The organism is Neorhizobium sp. S3-V5DH (assembly GCF_004343065.1).
GTDB classification, from domain to species: Bacteria; Pseudomonadota; Alphaproteobacteria; order Rhizobiales; family Rhizobiaceae; genus Neorhizobium; species Neorhizobium huautlense.
Window position 1 is genome coordinate 352026 of sequence record NZ_SMCL01000002.1, and the last position, 18462, is coordinate 370487.

Annotated in this window: 21 protein-coding genes; 5 read left to right on the forward strand and 16 right to left on the reverse strand. The window is 60.6% G+C overall.

The window, feature by feature from the left end; genetic code table 11:
- Positions 1–6 precede the first annotated feature (6 nt).
- The 14 genes from ureE to urtA all read right to left on the reverse strand — a co-directional run bounded on the left by ureE (position 7) and on the right by urtA (position 12295).
- Positions 7–507: an urease accessory protein UreE gene (ureE, locus tag EDE09_RS05205; RefSeq protein WP_105372967.1), complete on the reverse strand. Its 501-nt coding sequence runs from the start codon at positions 505–507 to the stop codon at positions 7–9.
- A 126-nt stretch (positions 508–633) separates the two neighbouring features.
- Positions 634–1176 (reverse strand): peroxiredoxin, encoded by a 543-nt coding sequence (locus EDE09_RS05210; RefSeq protein WP_105372968.1) that lies wholly within the window; start codon positions 1174–1176, stop codon positions 634–636.
- A gap of 194 nt (positions 1177–1370) precedes the next feature.
- Complete coding sequence (gene ureC, locus EDE09_RS05215) at positions 1371–3080, reverse strand: urease subunit alpha (RefSeq protein WP_105372969.1); 1710 nt, start codon at positions 3078–3080, stop codon at positions 1371–1373.
- A 59-nt stretch (positions 3081–3139) separates the two neighbouring features.
- Positions 3140–3547, reverse strand: a complete 408-nt coding sequence (locus EDE09_RS05220; RefSeq protein ID WP_245422924.1) for a lysozyme inhibitor LprI family protein — start codon at positions 3545–3547, stop codon at positions 3140–3142.
- On the reverse strand, positions 3544–3849 hold the full coding sequence (locus EDE09_RS05225) for an urease subunit beta (RefSeq protein ID WP_105372970.1): 306 nt from the start codon (positions 3847–3849) through the stop codon (positions 3544–3546). Before EDE09_RS05225 ends, EDE09_RS05220 begins: the two co-directional genes overlap by 4 nt.
- An 11-nt stretch (positions 3850–3860) precedes the next feature.
- A complete protein-coding gene (locus EDE09_RS05230; RefSeq protein ID WP_105372971.1) occupies positions 3861–4112 on the reverse strand; it encodes a DUF1272 domain-containing protein in 252 nt (83 codons plus the stop codon).
- Between the two features lie 10 nt (positions 4113–4122).
- Positions 4123–4425 carry an urease subunit gamma gene (locus tag EDE09_RS05235; RefSeq protein ID WP_105372972.1) on the reverse strand — a complete coding sequence of 101 codons (303 nt, stop codon included), beginning with the start codon at positions 4423–4425 and terminating at the stop codon, positions 4123–4125.
- A gap of 19 nt (positions 4426–4444) precedes the next feature.
- Complete coding sequence (locus EDE09_RS05240; protein WP_105372973.1) at positions 4445–5290, reverse strand: urease accessory protein UreD; 846 nt, start codon at positions 5288–5290, stop codon at positions 4445–4447.
- Complete coding sequence (locus tag EDE09_RS05245) at positions 5227–6465, reverse strand: PHB depolymerase family esterase (RefSeq protein ID WP_245422925.1); 1239 nt, start codon at positions 6463–6465, stop codon at positions 5227–5229. Before EDE09_RS05245 ends, EDE09_RS05240 begins: the two co-directional genes overlap by 64 nt.
- A 130-nt stretch (positions 6466–6595) precedes the next feature.
- Entirely contained in the window at positions 6596–7291 is a 696-nt protein-coding gene (gene urtE, locus EDE09_RS05250) for an urea ABC transporter ATP-binding subunit UrtE (protein WP_105372975.1), read from the reverse strand.
- A gap of 2 nt (positions 7292–7293) precedes the next feature.
- On the reverse strand, positions 7294–8049 hold the full coding sequence (urtD, locus tag EDE09_RS05255) for an urea ABC transporter ATP-binding protein UrtD (protein ID WP_165924122.1): 756 nt from the start codon (positions 8047–8049) through the stop codon (positions 7294–7296).
- Positions 8050–8060: 11 nt separating this feature from the next.
- Positions 8061–9230 (reverse strand): urea ABC transporter permease subunit UrtC, encoded by a 1170-nt coding sequence (gene urtC, locus EDE09_RS05260; RefSeq protein ID WP_105372977.1) that lies wholly within the window; start codon positions 9228–9230, stop codon positions 8061–8063.
- Positions 9227–10840, reverse strand: a complete 1614-nt coding sequence (gene urtB / locus EDE09_RS05265; protein ID WP_105373066.1) for an urea ABC transporter permease subunit UrtB — start codon at positions 10838–10840, stop codon at positions 9227–9229. Before urtB ends, urtC begins: the two co-directional genes overlap by 4 nt.
- A gap of 165 nt (positions 10841–11005) precedes the next feature.
- The gene (urtA, locus tag EDE09_RS05270; RefSeq protein ID WP_105372978.1) at positions 11006–12295 is read right to left on the reverse strand and encodes an urea ABC transporter substrate-binding protein; all 1290 of its coding nucleotides are present in this window, start codon (positions 12293–12295) and stop codon (positions 11006–11008) included.
- 213 nt (positions 12296–12508) lie between these two features.
- On the opposite strand from urtA, the gene EDE09_RS05275 reads away from it, so the two are divergent.
- The 3 genes from EDE09_RS05275 (at position 12509) to EDE09_RS05285 (ending at position 15381) form a co-directional block, all read left to right on the forward strand.
- Positions 12509–12817 carry a putative quinol monooxygenase gene (locus EDE09_RS05275; RefSeq protein WP_105373067.1) on the forward strand — a complete coding sequence of 103 codons (309 nt, stop codon included), beginning with the start codon at positions 12509–12511 and terminating at the stop codon, positions 12815–12817.
- 111 nt (positions 12818–12928) lie between these two features.
- On the forward strand, positions 12929–13585 hold the full coding sequence (locus EDE09_RS05280) for a phytochelatin synthase family protein (protein ID WP_105372979.1): 657 nt from the start codon (positions 12929–12931) through the stop codon (positions 13583–13585).
- A 134-nt stretch (positions 13586–13719) separates the two neighbouring features.
- Positions 13720–15381 (forward strand): alpha-amylase family protein, encoded by a 1662-nt coding sequence (locus tag EDE09_RS05285; protein WP_105372980.1) that lies wholly within the window; start codon positions 13720–13722, stop codon positions 15379–15381.
- Positions 15382–15388: 7 nt separating this feature from the next.
- Here the strand turns inward: EDE09_RS05285 and EDE09_RS05290 are convergent, their stop codons facing one another.
- Positions 15389–16351, reverse strand: a complete 963-nt coding sequence (locus EDE09_RS05290) for a helix-turn-helix domain-containing protein (protein ID WP_132409277.1) — start codon at positions 16349–16351, stop codon at positions 15389–15391.
- Between the two features lie 88 nt (positions 16352–16439).
- Between EDE09_RS05290 and EDE09_RS05295 the strand changes: the two genes are divergently transcribed.
- Both EDE09_RS05295 and EDE09_RS05300 read left to right on the forward strand, forming a co-directional pair.
- A complete protein-coding gene (locus EDE09_RS05295) occupies positions 16440–16883 on the forward strand; it encodes a DUF488 domain-containing protein (protein WP_105372981.1) in 444 nt (147 codons plus the stop codon).
- A 71-nt stretch (positions 16884–16954) separates the two neighbouring features.
- A complete protein-coding gene (locus EDE09_RS05300) occupies positions 16955–17551 on the forward strand; it encodes a LysE family translocator (RefSeq protein ID WP_132409279.1) in 597 nt (198 codons plus the stop codon).
- Positions 17552–17605: 54 nt separating this feature from the next.
- Here EDE09_RS05300 and EDE09_RS05305 read toward each other — a convergent pair whose 3' ends face one another.
- Entirely contained in the window at positions 17606–18433 is an 828-nt protein-coding gene (locus tag EDE09_RS05305) for an aspartyl/asparaginyl beta-hydroxylase domain-containing protein (RefSeq protein ID WP_245422926.1), read from the reverse strand.
- Between the last annotated feature and the right edge of the window lie 29 nt (positions 18434–18462).

Sequence of the window (18462 nt, forward strand, 5' to 3'; positions counted from 1 at the left end):
GCAGGCTCAATCATGATGGTGATGATGGTCATGGTTATCATGTCCATGCGCATGGCTGCCATGCGAATGCCCCCCATGTGAATGATAGGCACCGCGCGCCGGCTGGAACGGCTCCTCGATCTCCGCGACCGTGGCGCCAAGCCCTTCGAGCATGGCGCGGATCACGTGGTCGCGCAGGATCAGGATGCGGCCTTCTTCGATCTGCGCCGAAAGATGCCGGTTGCCGAGATGCCAGGCAAGCTCGATCAGATGCAGTGTGTCACGCGCCCTGACCTCGAAAAGCTTCTCCGGCGCCGCACGCACCTCGACGGTATCGCCGCTGTCGAGCACCAGCCGGTCACCGTGATGGAAGAGCACCGCTTCCTTAAGGTCGAGCATCACCATGTCGCCATTCGAAAGATGCAGCAGCTTGCGGCGCAGATGACGCAGGTCATGCGGCAACGTGACGATATCGACCGGCGGATCGGTGATGACGCCGGCGGGGCGGTAGGAATGGATATGCTGCATGGAACCACTCGTCTGTCTGCGAAAACCGCATCATTGCGGAGCTTGCCTCAACGAGCAAGGCCTTTGAACAATCAACAAAAAACCCGGACTGGCGTCCGGGTTCCGGATGGCGCGGAATGCACCAAATCAAGCCGCGATCTTGGCCGACTTCAGATTCTCCAGGATATTCTGCGGAGAAGAAACGCCATAGGGGTCGGAGTCGCAGTTGTCGGAATAACCTTCCTCTTCAAACCACTGCTCGACGATGCCGTCATTGATGATGGCGGCATAACGCCAGGAGCGCATCCCGAAGCCGAGATTGTCCTTGGCGACCAGCATGCCCATCTTGCGGGTGAATTCACCCGAACCATCCGGAATGAGCTTGACGTTCTCAAGGTTCTGGCTTTTGCCCCAGGCGTTCATGACAAAAGCATCGTTGACGGAAATGCAATAGATTTCGTCGATGCCCTGTGCCTTGAACTCACCGGTAAGCTTTTCGAAATCCGGCAGCTGATAAGTCGAGCAGGTTGGCGTGAAGGCACCAGGTAGCGAAAAGAGGACGACACGCTTGCCGGAAAAATAGTCCCTGGTCGTCTTGTCTTCCCAGCGGAAGGGATTCGGGCCGCCGATCGACTCGTCGCGTACGCGGGTCCGGAACGTCACATCGGGAATACGTTTTCCAATAAGCATGGTTTCAACTCTCCTGAAATCGCGGAAAATCGACGGCTTGGGCGACCGCCTGAATGAGATGACGAAAACTAACGTAAAATATCTTGCAGTGCAGCATCAAAGGTCTGCGGCATAACAGCCATGCGCTCTACGCATACATGGGTAACGCGCCGATCGGCGGCCGCCTGATTGCCGCTTACCTCCGGATTTGGGTGTCAGAACAGAAAATAACGCTGCGCCATCGGCAGCACCGTCGCCGGCTCGCAAGTGAGCAGCTCGCCGTCGGCACGCACCTCGTAGGTTTCCGGATCGACCTCCACATGCGGCGTTGCCGAATTATGGATCATCGAGGCTTTCGAAATGCCGCCGCGGACGTTCCTGACCGCCAGCAGCTTCTTGGCGACGCCGAGCTTGTGGGCGAGACCCGCATCGAGCGAGGCCTGGGATACGAACGTGACGGAGGAATTGGTCCGAAGCTTGCCGTAGGCCGCAAACATTGGCCGGTAATGCATCGGCTGCGGGGTGGGTATCGAGGCGTTCGGGTCGCCCATCGGCGCGGCTGCGATCGAGCCGCCGAGCAGCACCATGTCCGGCTTCACGCCGAAGAAGGCCGGATTCCAGAGTACGAGGTCGGCCCGCTTGCCGACTTCCACCGAACCGATTTCATGGGAAACGCCATGGGCGATCGCCGGGTTGATTGTATATTTGGCGATATAGCGCTTGACGCGGAAATTGTCGTTATCGCCGGTTTCTTCCTTCAGCTGACCGCGCTGACGCTTCATCTTGTCGGCCGTCTGCCAGGTGCGGATCGCCACCTCACCGACGCGGCCCATGGCTTGGCTATCGGAAGAAATGATCGAGAAGGCGCCGATATCGTGGAGAATATCTTCCGCCGCGATGGTTTCCTTGCGGATGCGGCTTTCGGCAAAGGCGATGTCTTCCGGGATCGACGGCGACAGGTGATGGCAGACCATCAGCATGTCGAGGTGTTCCGCGAGCGTGTTGACCGTATAAGGCCGCGTCGGGTTGGTCGAGGACGGGATGACGTTCGGATTGCCGCAGACCTTGATGATGTCGGGCGCGTGCCCGCCGCCAGCCCCTTCCGTGTGGAAGGCATGGATGGTGCGGCCCCGGATGGCCGCGACCGTATCCTCCACGAAACCACTTTCGTTCAGCGTATCGGTGTGGATCATCACCTGCACGTCGAACTGGTCCGCAACCGTCAGGCAATTGTCGATGGCCGCTGGCGTCGTGCCCCAGTCCTCATGCAGCTTGAGCGATGAGGCGCCGGCAAGAATCATTTCCTCCAGCGGCGCCGGCAGCGAGGCATTGCCCTTGCCGGCAAGCGCGAGGTTCATCGGGAACGCATCGAAGCTTTCGATCATCCGTTCGATATGCCAGGCACCGGTGCAGGTGGTGGCGAGCGTGCCATGCGCCGGCCCAGTGCCGCCGCCCAGCATGCAGGTGACGCCCGACATCAGCGCTTCCTCGATCTGCTGCGGGCAGATGTAGTGGATATGCGCGTCCATGCCGCCGGCGGTCAGGATCTTGCCCTCGCCTGCAATCGCCTCGGTCGACGGGCCGACGATGATCGTGACACCTGGCTGCGTATCCGGATTTCCGGCCTTGCCAATTGCATGGATGCGTCCGTCCTTCAGGCCGACATCCGCCTTGTAGATGCCAGAATGGTCGACGATCAGCGCATTGGTGATGACAGTGTCGACCGCGCCCTCCGCCCGCGTCGCCTGGCTCTGGCCCATGCCGTCGCGGATGACCTTGCCGCCGCCGAATTTCACCTCTTCGCCATAGACGGTGAAATCCTTCTCCACCTCGATGAAGAGCTCCGTATCCGCAAGCCGCACCTTGTCGCCCACGGTCGGACCGAACATCGAGGCATAGGCGGCGCGGGACATCTTGTGTGGCATGGACGGTCTACCTCTGGAATTCGAGTAATTTGGGAATGGAATTTTGACCGATAGGGAACTCAGTTCCCCATGATCTCGGTCAGCTCTTTCAGTTCGGCCGTCCGCTTGCGGGTGAGGTCTGCCTGGCAACCGTAGATGAGCTGGGGCTCCATCGAGCCGCCGCGGGCCTGATAACCGTAGGAGGCGCATTGAGCATCGCGATAGGCGACCCAAGCGCGCTGCGCCTTGACGAGCGCATCTTCGGCCCCTTTCAGATTGGCCTCCGCGTCGGCATCCCATGTCTTCATGGCCTTGCGGGCCTTCTGGTACTCCACGTTGAGGATCTTGTCGGCAGCGTTCAATTCCTGCTCTTCACAATAGGTCATTTCCATCTGCGTGATGGGGTTCTTGCAGTTGGGCTTCGGCTCCTGCGCAAGCGCAGGCAGGGCGAAAACCAACAGAACGGCGGCGGCTATCGTCAATTTCACAGGGCACCCATGATCTTTTGCTGGAAACCGTAGACTTCCCGTTTGCCCGAAAGCGGGATTAGCGTGACTTGCCGGGTCTGCCCGGGCTCGAAGCGCACTGCCGTGCCGGCCGGGATATCGAGCCGCATGCCGCGGGCTTTCTCGCGGTCGAACGAAAGGCCGTTGTTGGTCTCGAAGAAATGATAATGGCTGCCCACCTGCACTGGCCGGTCGCCGGTGTTGGAGACCTCCACCGTCACCGTCGGAGCGCCGGAGTTGAGCTCGATTTCGCCTGCAGCGGCAATGACTTCGCCAGGAATCATGACTCTCCTCCTCAAGCAGCCTTGGGCGCACAGCCCTCGGCCTTCAAAACGCGTTTCGTGGATGCGGGGTACTTGGCGAGCTTCCCCGCCGGGCGCACCGGGCGGCGCACCAGTTCGCCGCCGCAATTCGGACAAGTGCCGGCCAGGATGGCGGTCGCACAGTCGGCGCAGAATGTGCATTCGAAGGTGCAGATCATCGCCTCCCGGCTTTCGGGCGGCAGGTCCTTGTCGCAGCATTCGCAATTGGGGCGTAGCTCCAGCATGGCGCCCTCCTCACCTTATGGGTTCGTGCACAGTGACGAGCTTGGTGCCGTCGGGAAAGGTCGCCTCCACCTGCACATCGTGAATCATTTCGGCAATGCCTTCCATTACCTGGTCGCGGCTGACGACATGCGCACCCGCTTCCATGAGATCGGCGACGGAACGACCGTCACGGGCACCCTCGACGACGAAATCGGTAATCAGCGCGATAGCTTCCGGATAATTCAGCTTGACGCCCCGCTCGAGCCGGCGGCGCGCAACGATCGCCGCCATTGATATCAGCAGCTTGTCTTTTTCTCTGGGCGTCAGGTTCATGGGAATCCCGTGATAAAAATCAGATGTTCCAGACTTTCGGCACTGGCGCGCCGTTACGCAATACGGAAATTGCCGGTGTCAGGATTTTTCTCATCTCGAAACCGGTCGGCGCCGCAAGCCGCGCAATCAGCTTGCCGTTCCAGTGGCTGGCTCCGCCAGTCCACGGGCTGGCTCCGCCGGCGGTATCGTCAAGACAGGCGCGGAGCTTGGAAAAAAGCACCTCGGCAAGCGGCCCGGTATAAAACAGGGTGGCGAAGGCGACCTGACCGGAGAGGACCCCTGCCGACTGCGTCATCCGCTCGATCGCGCCGTCGAACCGCAGCTCTTCGGCATGAATGAGCCTGCCGGAGCGGCGCACCCGCCACCGGTCGCGAAAAAAGCCCTCGGCAACGGCCTCGCCCATCGCCTTCCGCCCGAGCAGCACCGCCTCGACCGCTAGAAATTCGGCAGTTTCGGCAAGGTCGACATCAAGCCGGCGGGTCAACGAGGCCTGGTCGAACAGAATGGTTTCCTGGGGAAGCCAGTGGACGGAGGCGTCCTTGCCGACAGTTATGTGGGTGGAAACGGAAGCCGTGTCGGCGGCGGCTTTATAAATCTTCTCGTTTGCCTGGGTGGTAACCGAAAGTCTGGTGGAATCAGCAGCGGCGACGGACCATTCGATCATGTCGCCGCCGGTCAGTCCCCCTGACGTATTGATGAGGATCGCCTCCATTTCAGGCGAAAATGTTTCCGGAAGACGAATTTTTGCGCAGCCTTCCTGGTAGAACTCGGCGAGCCGGGTGCGCCCGCCGGAAGCCTTGGTTACAAGGCGTCCTGCACCCCTTGCCCGCTGCGGCGCATATTGATCGGCTGGGTGCTGCTGCACGTCGTCCCCTGAAGATCGGTATCGGTCGCGCAATCCGATGCAACGCCCGTGCCAGATTTCCCCTTTGCGGGCGCGGCGGTGGCGATCACATCGGTGCTGTCGGCCTTGCCGAAAAACTCCCACATCCGCGATGCCGGATCAATATTCGCATCGAAAGCCGGCTTGGCGTCGGCAACGGTGGCGACCTTGGTGACGCCTGCAGCGCCATCCTTGGCAGCGGCAATGACCGCTTCCGTCGCCGGTGCCGGTTTCGGCCAGGCATGGGTGCCATTGGCAAAGACGTAGGATGCGACACGGGCACCGTTCTTGCAGGTGCCGTAGAGGCTGAAGGTCACGTCGTCGACGGTCTTCGGATCGCCGTTGCCCTTGCAGCCGTCGAGCTCGGTCCATCTCTGTATCGCGGTCTTGAAGCCGTATTGCCAGTAGGCCTTGCCGCCGCCGGCATAGGGATTGGCGTCGTCCTTCTCGCCGGCAAAGGCCATGATGGAGATCGGCCTTGCTGGCGAGCAGTTTTCCGCATCGGGCCTCCACTTGCCGTCGATCTCGACCGGTCGGCCGGCGCGCAGCGAATGCACGAAGCCTGCGGCCGCGAAATCGTCGTGCCCAGCGCAAAGATAGGCCGAAAGCATACGCCCGCCGCCGGAATAACCGGAGGCGTAGATGCGTGCCGGATCGGTGCAGAAGGTCTCCTTCACCGTCTCGAGCGCCTGCGTGATATAGGCAACTTCATTGAGGCCGCCGGGTTGGGTCGTTACGTAAGGCACATTCCAGGCATAGGTGCCGGCCGAACTGCCGGGCAGGCTCCCCTGCAGCGCCATGACGATGAAGCCGTTCTTTTCGGCAACTTTGTCCCAGGAACTCCTGTTCAGCTGACCTTGAGGATTGCTGTGGCTGCCATGAAAGTCGAAAACGACCGGGACTTTCTGGCTGCCGGTATAGGAAGAGGGAATGAAGTAGACGGCCGAACGCGAAACCCCTTCGCTTTCGATGGTGATGGGATGACGGCCCGGTTCCAGGGGCTGGCCGCAGCCGGCATAGGCACCGCTCGCAGCCAAGAAAAAAGCCCCTACTGCGGTCGCGCGAGTAAGAGCGGGGTTGGAAAAGGTACCGGCAACGCGAGCAAAATCCATCAGCGCCTCATCATGGGTGCGGGAAGTGGTGTCAACAATGTGCAAGGTCCGCCTCAGAGTGTTCCAAGCTTACATGGAACGCTCCCTACGCCGCCTAGGTAACACATATCCGCTGATGACGAAACGCACGAAGTGCTGCGACGCGATACAAACATTCACCATGGAAATACTAGGACTACACAGTCAGGTGCCGCCTCGCTTCTGCCGTATCCAATGTTTCGGCCGCACCCTCATGCACAATTTCGCCACGATCCATGATGTAAACCTGATCGGCAAGCTCTCGGCAGAAATCCAGATACTGTTCGACCAGCAGGATGGCCATGCCGGTCGAGTCGCGGAGATAGCGGATCGCCCGGCCGATATCCTTGATGATCGAAGGCTGAATGCCTTCGGTGGGTTCGTCGAGCACGAGAATCTTCGGACGGGTGACCATGGCGCGGCCGATCGCCAGCTGCTGCTGCTGGCCACCGGACAGGTCGCCACCGCGTCGTCCGAGCATGGTTTTCAAAACCGGAAACAACGAAAAGATTTCATCCGGAATGGAGCGATCCTTCCGGGCGAGCGGCGCATAACCGCTTTCAAGGTTTTCCTGCACGGTGAGCAGCGGGAAGATTTCGCGCCCCTGTGGCACGTAGCCGATGCCGTGCTTGGCGCGGGCATAGGGTTGCAGGCCGTTCAGCACTTCGTTTTGGAAGCTGATCGTACCGGCGCTGACCGCGTGCTGGCCGGTAACGGCTCGGAGAAGAGAGCTCTTCCCCACGCCGTTGCGCCCCAGCACGCAGGTGATCTTGCCCATTTCGGCGGTGATCGAGACGCCACGCAACGCCTGTGCCGCGCCGTAGTGAAGATTGATGTTGTTGACCGTCAGCATAATCACCGCCCCAGATAGTTCTCGATCACCTTCGGATCGTTGGACACGAAATCGATCGAGCCCTCGGCGAGCACGGAGCCTTCCGCCAGGCACGTCACCTTGACGCCGAGCTCGCGGATGAAGCCCATGTCGTGTTCGACCACGACGACTGATCGCGTCTTGGCGATTTCCTTGAGGAGTTCGGCGGTTTCGGCCGTTTCCGCGTCCGTCATGCCGGCGACAGGTTCGTCGACGAGCAGGAGTTTGGGCTCCTGGGCAAGCAGCATGCCGATCTCCAGCCATTGCTTCTGGCCGTGCGAAAGATTGGCTGCGAGCTCGTCCTTGCGATGGGTCAGGCGGATGGTCGAAAGGATTTCCTCGATGCGCGCCTCGTCTTCGGTCGACAGCGTGTAGAAGAGCGTGGCAAACACCCCGCGGTCGCGGTTGAGCGCCAGTTCCAGATTGTCCCAGACGGTGTGGCTTTCGAAGACAGTCGGCTTCTGGAATTTGCGGCCGATGCCGAGCTGGGCGATATCGGCCTCGTCCTTTTTCGTCAGATCGATCGCATCCTCGAACAACACCGTGCCGGTGTCCGGCCTCGTCTTGCCGGTGATGATATCCATCATCGTCGTCTTACCGGCGCCATTCGGACCGATGATGGCGCGCAGCTCGCCGGGTTCGACCACGAAGGACAGCGAGTTCAGCGCCTTGAAACCGTCGAAGGAGACGGAGACGTTTTCGAGATAGAGCAGGCTTTTTTGTCTTGTTTCGGCAATCATATTCATCGTTTTCACTCCGCCGCCTGCGCCTGCGTGACGGGCACTGCCTCGTCCCTGCCCTTTTCCGCCTCCGCGGCAGCCTTCATCGCCTTGCGCGAATTCCAACCCTGCTGAACCGTGCCCACGATGCCCTTCGGCAGGAAGAGCGTCACGGCGATAAAGAGGCCGCCGAGCGCATAGAGCCAGATTTCCGGGAAGGCGCCGGTGAAGAAGCTTTTGCCAGCATTAACGAGCACCGCGCCGATGACCGGCCCGATCAGCGTGCCGCGCCCACCGACCGCCGTCCAGACGACCACCTCGATGGAGTTGGCAGGCGCGAATTCGCCCGGATTGATGATGCCGACCTGCGGTACGAAAAGCGCACCTGCAATGCCCGCCATCATCGCCGAGACGACGAAGGTGAAGAGCTTGATGTTCTCCACCCGGAAGCCGAGGAAACGCACCCGGCTTTCCGCATCGCGCACGCCGACCAGAACCTTGCCGAACTTCGATCGGACGATGGCCGACGCAACGAGGAGGCAGAGCGCCAGCATGATTGCCGACATGGCGAAGAGAACCGCACGCGTGCCGTCCGCCTGGACCGGGAAGCCCAGGATATCCTTGAAGTCGGTCAGGCCGTTATTGCCGCCGAAGCCCATGTCGTTGCGGAAGAAGGCGAGCATCAGCGCATAGGTCATCGCCTGGGTGATGATCGACAGATAGACGCCGTTGACGCGGGAGCGGAAGGCGAACCAGCCGAAGACGAAGGCAAGCAGGCCGGGCACGACCAGCACCATCGCCATGGCGAAGACGAACCAGTCGAAACCATGCCAGAACCAGGGAAGCTCCTTCCAGTTGAGGAACACCATGAAGTCCGGCAGGATCGGGTTGCCGTATACGCCTCTACTGCCGATCTGGCGCATCAGATACATGCCCATCGCATAACCGCCGAGTGCGAAGAAGGCACCGTGGCCGAGCGAGAGAATGCCGCAGTAACCCCAGACGAGATCGAGCGCGAGCGCCAGCAGCGCATAGCAGAGATATTTGCCGAAGAGCGACACGGCATAGGTCGGAATATGCAGCGCGCTGTCCGGCGGGGTCATCAGGTTGAGCGCCGGCACGAGCAGGGCGACGCCAAGCAAAATGGCGACGGCAACGACAATCCTGCCGTCGAGAGCCCGAAAGACAAAGCCGGAAATCATGCTTCCACCGCCCTTCCCTTGAGCGCGAAGAGACCGCGCGGACGTTTCTGGATGAAGAGGATGATCAGCACCAGAACCAGGATCTTGCCGAGCACGGCACCGACCGAAGGTTCGAGGAACTTGTTCAGCACGCCGAGCGACAGTGCGCCGACCAGCGTCCCCCAGAGATTGCCGACGCCACCGAAGACCACGACCATGAAGCTGTCGATGATGTAGCTCTGGCCGAGATTCGGCGAGACGTTGTCGATCTGGGAAAGCGCGACACCCGCGATACCGGCAATGCCCGAGCCCAGCGCGAAGGTGAAGGCATCGACCCACGGCGTCTTGATGCCCATAGACGACGCCATGCGGCGGTTCTGGGTGACGGCCCGCATATTGAGGCCGAAGGCCGATTTCTTCAGCACCACCAGCAGCGCCACGAAGATCGACATGGAGAAAAGGATGATCCACATGCGGTTCCAGGTGATCGTCATGCCGCCCACGGGGAACGAACCCGACATCCAGGACGGGTTGCCGACTTCCTGGTTTGTCGGCCCGAAGATCGAGCGGATCGTCTGCTGCAGGATGAGCGAGACGCCCCAGGTGGCGAGCAGTGTTTCAAGCGGGCGACCGTAAAGAAAACGAATGACGCCGCGCTCGATCACCAGACCGACGGCACCGGTGACGAGGAAGGCGACGGGCAGCGCGATCGCCAGAGACCAGTCGAACAGGTTTGGTGCATTGTCGCGAATCACCTCCTGCACCACGAAGGTGGAATAGGCGCCGAGCATGACCATTTCGCCATGCGCCATGTTGATGATTCCCATGACGCCGAATGTGATCGCAAGGCCGATTGCGGCGAGCAGCAGCACGGAGCCGAGCGACAGGCCATACCAGACGTTCTGCGCCATGTCCCAGAGCTGCTGTTCGCTCTCGATCGAAGCGATGGCCGCATCCAAGTCACCCTTGAGCCCGACTTCGATCGAACCGGAAACGGAATTCAGGATGCCGAGCGAATTGCGGCCTCCGAGATTCTTGATGGTTTCGATTGCGGAGCGCTTTTCATCGATGGAGCGGTCGGAGGAGAGGACCGAAACCGCCCGCGCTTCCTCCATGCGCGCCTTGACCTCCCCATCGGTCTCCTTGGCAAGGGCTGCCTCGACCAGATCGAGGTTTTCCGGGCTTGGCGAGCGCAGCACCGCCTCGGCGGCCTGCAGCCGCACGGCGCGATCCGGGCTCAAAAGCGTGAGGCCGCCCATGGCGGAGCGGATGACGCGGCGCAGATTGTTGTTGACCTTGATCTTGGTGACGGCGTTCTTCGCCGCCTGCCCGGCCGCGGCACCTGTCAACGGATCGATCAACTCGAAACCGGAACCGGCGGCCTTAGCGATGAAAACGAGATTGTCGGATTTGCGGAAATAGAGATCGCCCTCGGCAAAGGCATTAAGCGCCGGCACGACGCGGGCATCGCCGGTTGCGGCGATCTGGCCGAGCAGTTTTTCGGCCTCGTTGAAATCAGCTTTGGCCAATGCATCGATCAAAGGTTTGGGGTCGCTCTGCGCGAAAGACGGCGCGGCGAAGGAAAGGATCAGACAGGCAAGCAAAGCCTGGAGAAAAGATTTCAAGGTCATGATATCGCCCCTGTCGGCCGGCCGGAACGCCCCTCGCCTGAAACCCTGAGGCCGAAGGAACAACTGGCGGCGACGCCGCAATTCCCTCTCCCCGACCTGGTTCAGGTCGGGGAGAGGGTCTGACCGGGGGCTCACCCCCCAGCCCTCAGGTTTCACCAGTTAGAATCAGCTGCCCTTGCCGCCGCACTTGCCGGAAGCAACGTTGAAGTTGCCGCAGGACATCGGCTTGCGCCAATCGGAGATCAGGTTCTTGGAGTCCGGCAGATAATCGGACCATTCGTCACCAACGACGGCAGGTGTTTCCTGGACGATTTCGAACTGGCCGTCCGCCTGGATTTCACCGATCAGCACCGGCTTGGTGATGTGATGGTTCGGCATGACGGTGGATGTGCCGCCCGAAAGGTTCGGAACGGAAACGCCGATGATCGAGTCCAGAACCTTGTCGGTATCGGTGGTGCCAGCGGCTTCGACGGCCTTTACCCAGGCGTTGAAGCCGATATAGGCGGCTTCCATCGGGTCGTTGGTGACGCGCTTGTCGTTCTTGGTGAAGGCCTTCCATTCCTTGATGAAATCGGCATTGACCTCGGCGTCGACGGACTGGAAGTAGTTCCAGGCGGCGAGATGGCCGACGAGCGGCTTGGTGTCGAGACCGGCAAGCTCTTCTTCACCGACCGAGAAGGCCACGACCGGAATGTCTTCGGCCTTGATGCCCTGGTTGCCGAGTTCCTTGTAGAAGGGAACGTTGGCATCGCCGTTGATGGTGGAGACGACGGCGGTCTTCTTGCCGGCGGAGCCGAACTTCTTGATGTCGGAGACGATGGTCTGCCAGTCGGAGTGACCGAATGGCGTATAGTTCACCATGATGTCGGATTCGGCAACGCCCTTCGACATCAGATAGGCCTTGAGGATCTTGTTGGTGGTCTGCGGATAGACATAATCGGTGCCGGCCAGAACCCAGCGCTGCACGCCTTCGCTTTCAGCCAGGTAGTCGACAGCCGGGATGGCCTGCTGGTTAGGCGCGGCACCCGTGTAGAAGATGTTGCGCGAGGATTCTTCACCCTCGTACTGGACCGGGTAGAAGAGGATCGAATTGAGCTCCTCGAAGACCGGTAGGACGGACTTGCGCGAAGACGAAGTCCAGCAGCCGAAGACGGCAGCCACCTTGTCCTGGGAGATGAGCTGGCGGGCCTTTTCGGCAAACAGCGGCCAGTCGGATGCCGGGTCGACAACGACGGCTTCGAGCTTCTTGCCCAGCACGCCGCCCTTCTTGTTCTGCTCCTCGACGAGCATCAGCATGACATCCTTGAGGGTGGTCTCGGAGATGGCCATGGTGCCCGAAAGCGAGTGCAGAACGCCGATCTTGATGGTGTCGTCTGCGGCGAAGGCGCCGGAAAGCGCCGTCGTCGACATGACGGTGGCGAGCAATGCGCCAGCAAACTTTGCTTTGAAAGTCATTGGTTCGAACCCCTCTTCTCGTTCGTCCGCAACGAAAACCTTAACCGTTGCTTAAGCGACTATCGGGCGCTGCATCGCAAAACCACATACGTAAAATGACGTACCGCAGGGGGAGAAGCGGGAAGGGTGTGAGCCACCGTTATGACCTCGGAGGTAATCGACCTGCCGTTCCTGCAAGGCTATTCCGGTCGTAGAAAAAAGAAAGGATCAGCCATGCCTGTCACCTATGTCATCCGTTTCGATATTCTTCCGGGCGAGCGCGAGCGCTTCATGACGCTGCTCGACGGCGTGCTGGACGCGATGCGGCACGAGCCGATGTTTCACCAGGCGGTGCTGCATGCCGATCCAGAAAACGAAAACCGGATGATGCTTTACGAGACATGGGAGGATCATCAGGACGTATTGGACGTGCAATTGCAGCGCCCCTATCGGGAGGCATGGCACGCGGCCCTTCCCGAACTCCTCGCCGGTCCTCGCGATATTTCGATCTGGCATCCGATCCGCAGCGACCGCGCGGGGTGAATTCACTCCGCAGTACGAGTTTGCGATCCCTCATCCGCCGTATGGATATCTTGATGGCGGCTGTCTCCAGGCTCATTGTCCGGTGACCATCCGTGCTTCGGGAGCATCGAAATGAAGCGCGCCTTCTTTCTTGGCATAGTTGCCGCCGCCGGTGTGCTCGTCGGCACCGCAGGCTTCATCGCCAGCCAGACCAAAGTCCCGCCGGAAGCGATCCAATCCTCGGTCATCCGTGTTCCGGAACTGATCGAGACCGCCTGGAAGCTGCCTGTGGCGGCAACATTTGATCGGAATATCGCCTGGCAAACAAATGCATCGCGGTGCGGGCCGGCGAGCATCGCCAACACGTTCCGTTCCGTCGGCGAAGAGGAAAAGACCGAGGCCGAGGTTCTGGATGGAACCGGCCTGTGCTGGACCGGGCTTTGCATAATGGGGCTGACGCTGGATGAGCTCGCTGGTCTTGCGAAGATGAAAACACAGCGGAAGGTCACGGTTCTGCGCAACCTGACGGCCGACGAGTTTCGCGAGCATATGAAGCGGGCAAACGACCCCGCCCGCCGCTACATCGTCAACTTCACGCGAGAGAAAATCTTCGGCGCAGGTGCCGGCCATCATTCTCCGGTTGGAGGATATCTTGAGGCGCAAGACATGGTGTTCGTTCTCGATGTCAACGAGAACTACAAGCCTTGGCTGGTCGAGACGGAACGTCTGTTTTCGGCGATGAACACGTTTGACGGCGACAGCAAGCGGGGCCTACTTTTGATCGAATAGGCGCGTTCGATCCCCCAGCGATTGAGAGGACGGGGCCATAAGGCCCGCTTTCATGCGGCATTGGTCCTACGCCTGGAACAATTCCCGCGCTGAGCAATTGCCCTCCCCGAACCAGCCCATTCGAGGAGCGCACCGTGATCAACGATCTCTGGTACAAGAACGCCGTCATCTATTGCCTTTCCGTTGAGACCTTCATGGACGCCAATGGCGACGGTGTTGGGGACTTCGAGGGGCTGGAGCGGCGCCTCGACTACCTTGCCGGCCTCGGCGTCAATGCCATCTGGCTGATGCCGTTCCAGACCTCGCCTGGACTGGATGATGGCTACGACGTCTCGGACTACTACAACGTCGACCCCCGCTACGGCACGCTCGGTGACTTCGTTGAATTCACCCACGGCGCCAAGCAGCGCGGCATCCGGGTGCTGATCGACCTCGTCGTCAACCACACATCGGACCAGCATCCCTGGTTCCAGCAGGCGCGAAGCAGCCCGGACTCGCCTTTCCGCGACTGGTATATCTGGTCGAACAAAAAGCCGGGCAATGCCGACGAGGGCATGGTCTTTCCGGGCGTGCAGGAAACCACCTGGACCTATGACGAGAAGGCGAAGCAATATTATTTCCATCGCTTCTACCATTTTCAGCCCGACCTCAACACGTCCAATCCGGAGGTTCAGGCGGAAATCCTGAAGATCATGGGCTTCTGGATTCAGCTTGGCGTCTCCGGTTTCCGGGTCGATGCCGTGCCCTTCGTGATCGCCCAGAAGGGAGCGGAGGTGAAGCGGCCTCAGCCGCAATACGAGATGCTGCGCGGCTTCCGCGAATTCCTGCAGTGGCGGCTTGGGGATTCGATTTTCCTGGCGGAAGCGAATGTCGTGCCGAAGACCAATCTCCAGTATTTCGGCCACGACAGCGACCGCATGCAGATGATGTTCAACTTTCACGTCAACCAGGCGCTGTTTTATGCCATGGCCAGTGGAGACTCGCGCCCGCTTGCCAAGGCGTTGGATGCGACGCGTGAGAAACCCGCCACAGCCCAATGGGGCATCTTCCTGCGCAATCACGACGAACTCGATCTGGGCAGGCTGACGGAGAAGCAGCGGGAAAAGGTCTTTGAGGAATTCGGACCCGAGAAGGAGATGCAGCTTTATCACCGGGGCATAAGACGCCGGCTCGCGCCGATGCTGGAGGGCGATCGCCGCCGGCTCGAACTCGCCTACAGCCTGATGTTCTCACTTCCGGCCACGCCGGTCATCCGTTACGGCGACGAGATCGGCATGGGAGACGACCTTAGCCTGCCCGAGCGCAACTGCGCCCGCACGCCGATGCAATGGTCCCCGGAACCGCACGGAGGCTTCACCAAGAGCGACAAACCGATACTGCCCGTCATCAAGGAAGGTCCCTTCGGATACTGCTATGTCAACGTCGCCGATCAGAAGCGGGAGGCCGAGTCCATGCTCAACTGGACCGAGCGGCTGATCCGCATGCGCAAGGAGACGCCCGAAATCGGCTGGGGCGAATGCACGGTGGTGGATACCGGCGACGACGGCGTGCTGGCGCTCCGATTTGACTGGCGCAACAACTCGGTTCTGACGGTGCATAACCTCTTGTCGAGGCCAGCAGAAATTCACTTCGACGCGGGCATCGGAGCGGAAGGGCATCTGCTGATCGACATCGCCGATGGCGGCAACAGCCGCGCCGACGGGAAAGGCCGCCACCGCCTTCTGCTCGATGCCTATGACTACCGCTGGTTCCGGTTGGGCGGCCTGGACTATCTGCTGAAGCGCGAGGAAATCTGACGAACCGTCACTCGGCCATTCGCAGTTCACGCACTCCGCGACCGAGTTTCTGGCGCAGCAGCGCCCGAAGCGTCACGCCGTCGGCGTAACCCACCAGTGGAGCGATCTCATCCGGGCTCTTGCCGCTGGTTTTCAGGAGATGCACGGCGCGTTCGACACGCAGGTCCTGGAAATAGGAGAGCGGCGTTTTGCCGAGCACCTGCTCCAGGCGGCGGGCGAGCGTGCGCTTGCTGGCGCCGACGGCATCGGCCGCCTGGTCAAGCGAAAAGCCTTCCGAAAGCCGGGCGCGAGCCCAGCGCTCGAACTTCTCCACCAACGGGTCGGCATGCGCTAGATGGTCGGAAATGACATAGGTCGACTGCGCCGGCCGGTTGTCGACGATGAGGTAGCGGGCAACCAGGCCCGCAAGCTCGGGGCTCGCCTGCCGTACCAACCAGAGCGCCATGTCCAGATGGCCGAGCGCGGCACCTGCCGTCACGAGCGGACCGGACTTAACCAGCATGCTTCCGTCTTCCAGATTTACGGCGGGGTAACGCTGGCGAAAGAGCGGCGCGAGCCACCAGGTGGTCGTTGCCTTCTGTCCGTCAAGCAGCCCGGATTCGGCAAGCACGAACGTACCGATACAGGCGCCGGCAATGTTTACGCCACCGTCCCTCGCCTCGCGGAGCGCTGCGGTCGCATCCCGAACGTCCGGCCGCTCCAGCGCAGGCAGCAGCAGATCGGGCACCTTGTAACCGAGCGCAGGCACAACGAGCCACCCGCCTGCGGCTGTACAGACCGGATCGGAAATCGGCACGACGAAACCCTGCGAGGTCTGAACCTTCTTCCGCATCCCGACGACGGAGACCTCGAACGGCGGCACGTTCAGAGACAGCATCGCGGCAAGTTCGTTGGCGGTCGTGAAGACGTCGAGGATGGCCGAGAGCCCGGTATCGAAAACACCGTCCAAAGCAAGCACCTGCAGCTTCATGGCAAGATCCATATCCAGAATGTCAATATTGACAATAGCAGGAGATACCGCGTTCCGCCATGATGGCACAAAGGCATGGGGCACCGGCATGAGCATAGACGTCACCACGATCGGTTTCACCAAGACGACGGCCGAGGATTTTTTTGGCCGGATCAAAAGCGCCGGGGTAGAAAGAATGATCGACGTACGGCTTCACAACACCTCGCAACTTGCCGGTTTTGCCAAATCCGATGACCTCGCCTTCTTCCTGAGGACGATCTGCGGTGCGGCCTACAGGCACGAGCCCCTGCTTGCGCCGACCGAAGAGCTCATGACTTTCTTCAAGAAAGAGAAGGGTGACTGGAACATCTTCCAGAACGATTTCATGAGCTTGATGGCGGAACGCAAGGTGGAAAGTCACTTGAAGCCGGATGAGTTGGAAGGCTCCTGTCTGCTCTGTTCGGAGGACAAGCCGCATCACTGCCATCGGCGGCTCGTCTGCGACTACCTGAACGGCAAATGGGGCGGCAGGCTGAGCATCCGGCACCTCTGATCCGACCGATCTGCAATCCGAACCTTTGAACACCGCAGGGAGGCCCTCTCCCGCGACGGGAGCATTTTGCCATGACCTATGAGACCATGCTCGCAATCGGACTTTTCTCGCTTGTCGGCTCGGTGACGCCTGGACCGAGCAATTTCATGCTGCTCGCTTCAGGCACGAATTTCGGCTTCTGGCGAACGGTGCCGCAGATCCTCGGCATCACCATCGGCTTTTCCTCGGTATTGCTGGCGGTCGGTTTCGGACTGGGAGCGCTGATGACAGCCTATCCGCCGCTCGGCCTGGGGCTGAAGATAGCAGGGGGCGCCTACCTGCTCTATCTCGCTTGGCGCATCGGCATGTCGCGGGCCGTCTCAAACGGCAATGCGGAAGCCGCCCGGCCGCTCACGTTCCTGGAATCTGCCGCCTTCCAATGGGTGAACCCAAAGGCCTGGATCGCAGCGCTGACGGCCATGGCGGCCTACGCGAATGCGGCAAACCCGTTTCTCTCGGTGACGCTGGTTACGCTCGTGGTCGCGGTCGTCAACCTGCCGACCGTGTCCATCTGGGCGGGTTTCGGTGTGATGCTGCGACGCTTCCTGTCCGATCCCCAAAAACTCAAATGGTTCAACATCACGATGGGCCTGCTGCTCGCCGCGCCGCTCTGGCCGCTGATGCGCTAGGTGGCAATGCCGCATGGACTACATACGGCATTGCCGAGATTCACGCGAGCTCGCTCAGTCTTTCGCGTCGGGGCGATTGCGCCATGCTTCCGCCTGGGCGTAGAACTTCTTTTCCCATTCCTTGTGGTTATCGAGGCCCTCCCTGATGAAGGGCGTGAAGATCGCCATGTGCATCAGCAGCCAGTTCACCAGCCGGGCAGGGAATTTCAGCGGCTTGACGAAGTCCACGAACAGCACCACCCGCGTCTTGTCCGTATGGTTCCACGCCTCATGTTCATAGGCGTCGTCAAAGATCAGCGCCTTGCCCTCTTCCCAATGGCAGACCTGGTCCTTGACGCGGATCGCCAGCTTGTCGCGCGGCTCGGGAACGATCAGGCCGAGATGCAGCCGCAGAACGCCGTTATACGGGCCGCGGTGCGGCGGCAGGTGCTTGCCCGGCTCGAAGATCGAGAACATCACGGTCGTCAGTCCGGGGATATTCTGCATCGCCTTCCAGGTTTCAGGGCAGGCCCGGATGTTCTGTTCGGATTTCACGCCGAAACCGAGCAGGAAGAAGGTCTTCCAGCCTCTGTCGGTGGAGATCGTCTTCACGTCGGTGGAAATGTCCTGGAAGGTCGGCAATTCGTCCTTGCGAACAAGGATCTGGTCGAGCTCGGCGCGGATCGCCGGCGCCGCCTTTTCGATTTCTGCAGCCCAGGGAAACGTGGCGTTGTCGTAAACCGGCGGATTGCCCAGTTTTGCGTACTTGAAATTCAATCGTTCCGCCCAGGCGACGATCGACATGAAGAAACGGGTGACCGGGCTCGGACGCTCCATCGGCGCAATGCCGGAGGTACCGAAACTCTGTTCAGGTTCAGGGATGGTGGTGGATGACGGTTTCACGGAAATGCGCCTGACAATTTGGTTGATGT

Coding starts and splice junctions, on each gene's coding strand:
- ureE (WP_105372967.1), bottom strand. CDS start 507: ATGCAGCATATCCATTCCTACCGCCCCGCCGGCGTCATCACCGATCCG.
- EDE09_RS05210 (WP_105372968.1), bottom strand. CDS start 1,176: ATGCTTATTGGAAAACGTATTCCCGATGTGACGTTCCGGACCCGCGTA.
- ureC (WP_105372969.1), bottom strand. CDS start 3,080: ATGCCACACAAGATGTCCCGCGCCGCCTATGCCTCGATGTTCGGTCCG.
- EDE09_RS05225 (WP_105372970.1), bottom strand. CDS start 3,849: ATGATTCCTGGCGAAGTCATTGCCGCTGCAGGCGAAATCGAGCTCAAC.
- EDE09_RS05230 (WP_105372971.1), bottom strand. CDS start 4,112: ATGCTGGAGCTACGCCCCAATTGCGAATGCTGCGACAAGGACCTGCCG.
- EDE09_RS05235 (WP_105372972.1), bottom strand. CDS start 4,425: ATGAACCTGACGCCCAGAGAAAAAGACAAGCTGCTGATATCAATGGCG.
- urtE (WP_105372975.1), bottom strand. CDS start 7,291: ATGCTGACGGTCAACAACATCAATCTTCACTACGGCGCGGCACAGGCG.
- urtD (WP_165924122.1), bottom strand. CDS start 8,049: ATGATTGCCGAAACAAGACAAAAAAGCCTGCTCTATCTCGAAAACGTC.
- urtC (WP_105372977.1), bottom strand. CDS start 9,230: ATGATTTCCGGCTTTGTCTTTCGGGCTCTCGACGGCAGGATTGTCGTT.
- urtB (WP_105373066.1), bottom strand. CDS start 10,840: ATGACCTTGAAATCTTTTCTCCAGGCTTTGCTTGCCTGTCTGATCCTT.
- urtA (WP_105372978.1), bottom strand. CDS start 12,295: ATGACTTTCAAAGCAAAGTTTGCTGGCGCATTGCTCGCCACCGTCATG.
- EDE09_RS05275 (WP_105373067.1), top strand. CDS start 12,509: ATGCCTGTCACCTATGTCATCCGTTTCGATATTCTTCCGGGCGAGCGC.
- EDE09_RS05280 (WP_105372979.1), top strand. CDS start 12,929: ATGAAGCGCGCCTTCTTTCTTGGCATAGTTGCCGCCGCCGGTGTGCTC.
- EDE09_RS05290 (WP_132409277.1), bottom strand. CDS start 16,351: ATGAAGCTGCAGGTGCTTGCTTTGGACGGTGTTTTCGATACCGGGCTC.
- EDE09_RS05295 (WP_105372981.1), top strand. CDS start 16,440: ATGAGCATAGACGTCACCACGATCGGTTTCACCAAGACGACGGCCGAG.
- EDE09_RS05300 (WP_132409279.1), top strand. CDS start 16,955: ATGACCTATGAGACCATGCTCGCAATCGGACTTTTCTCGCTTGTCGGC.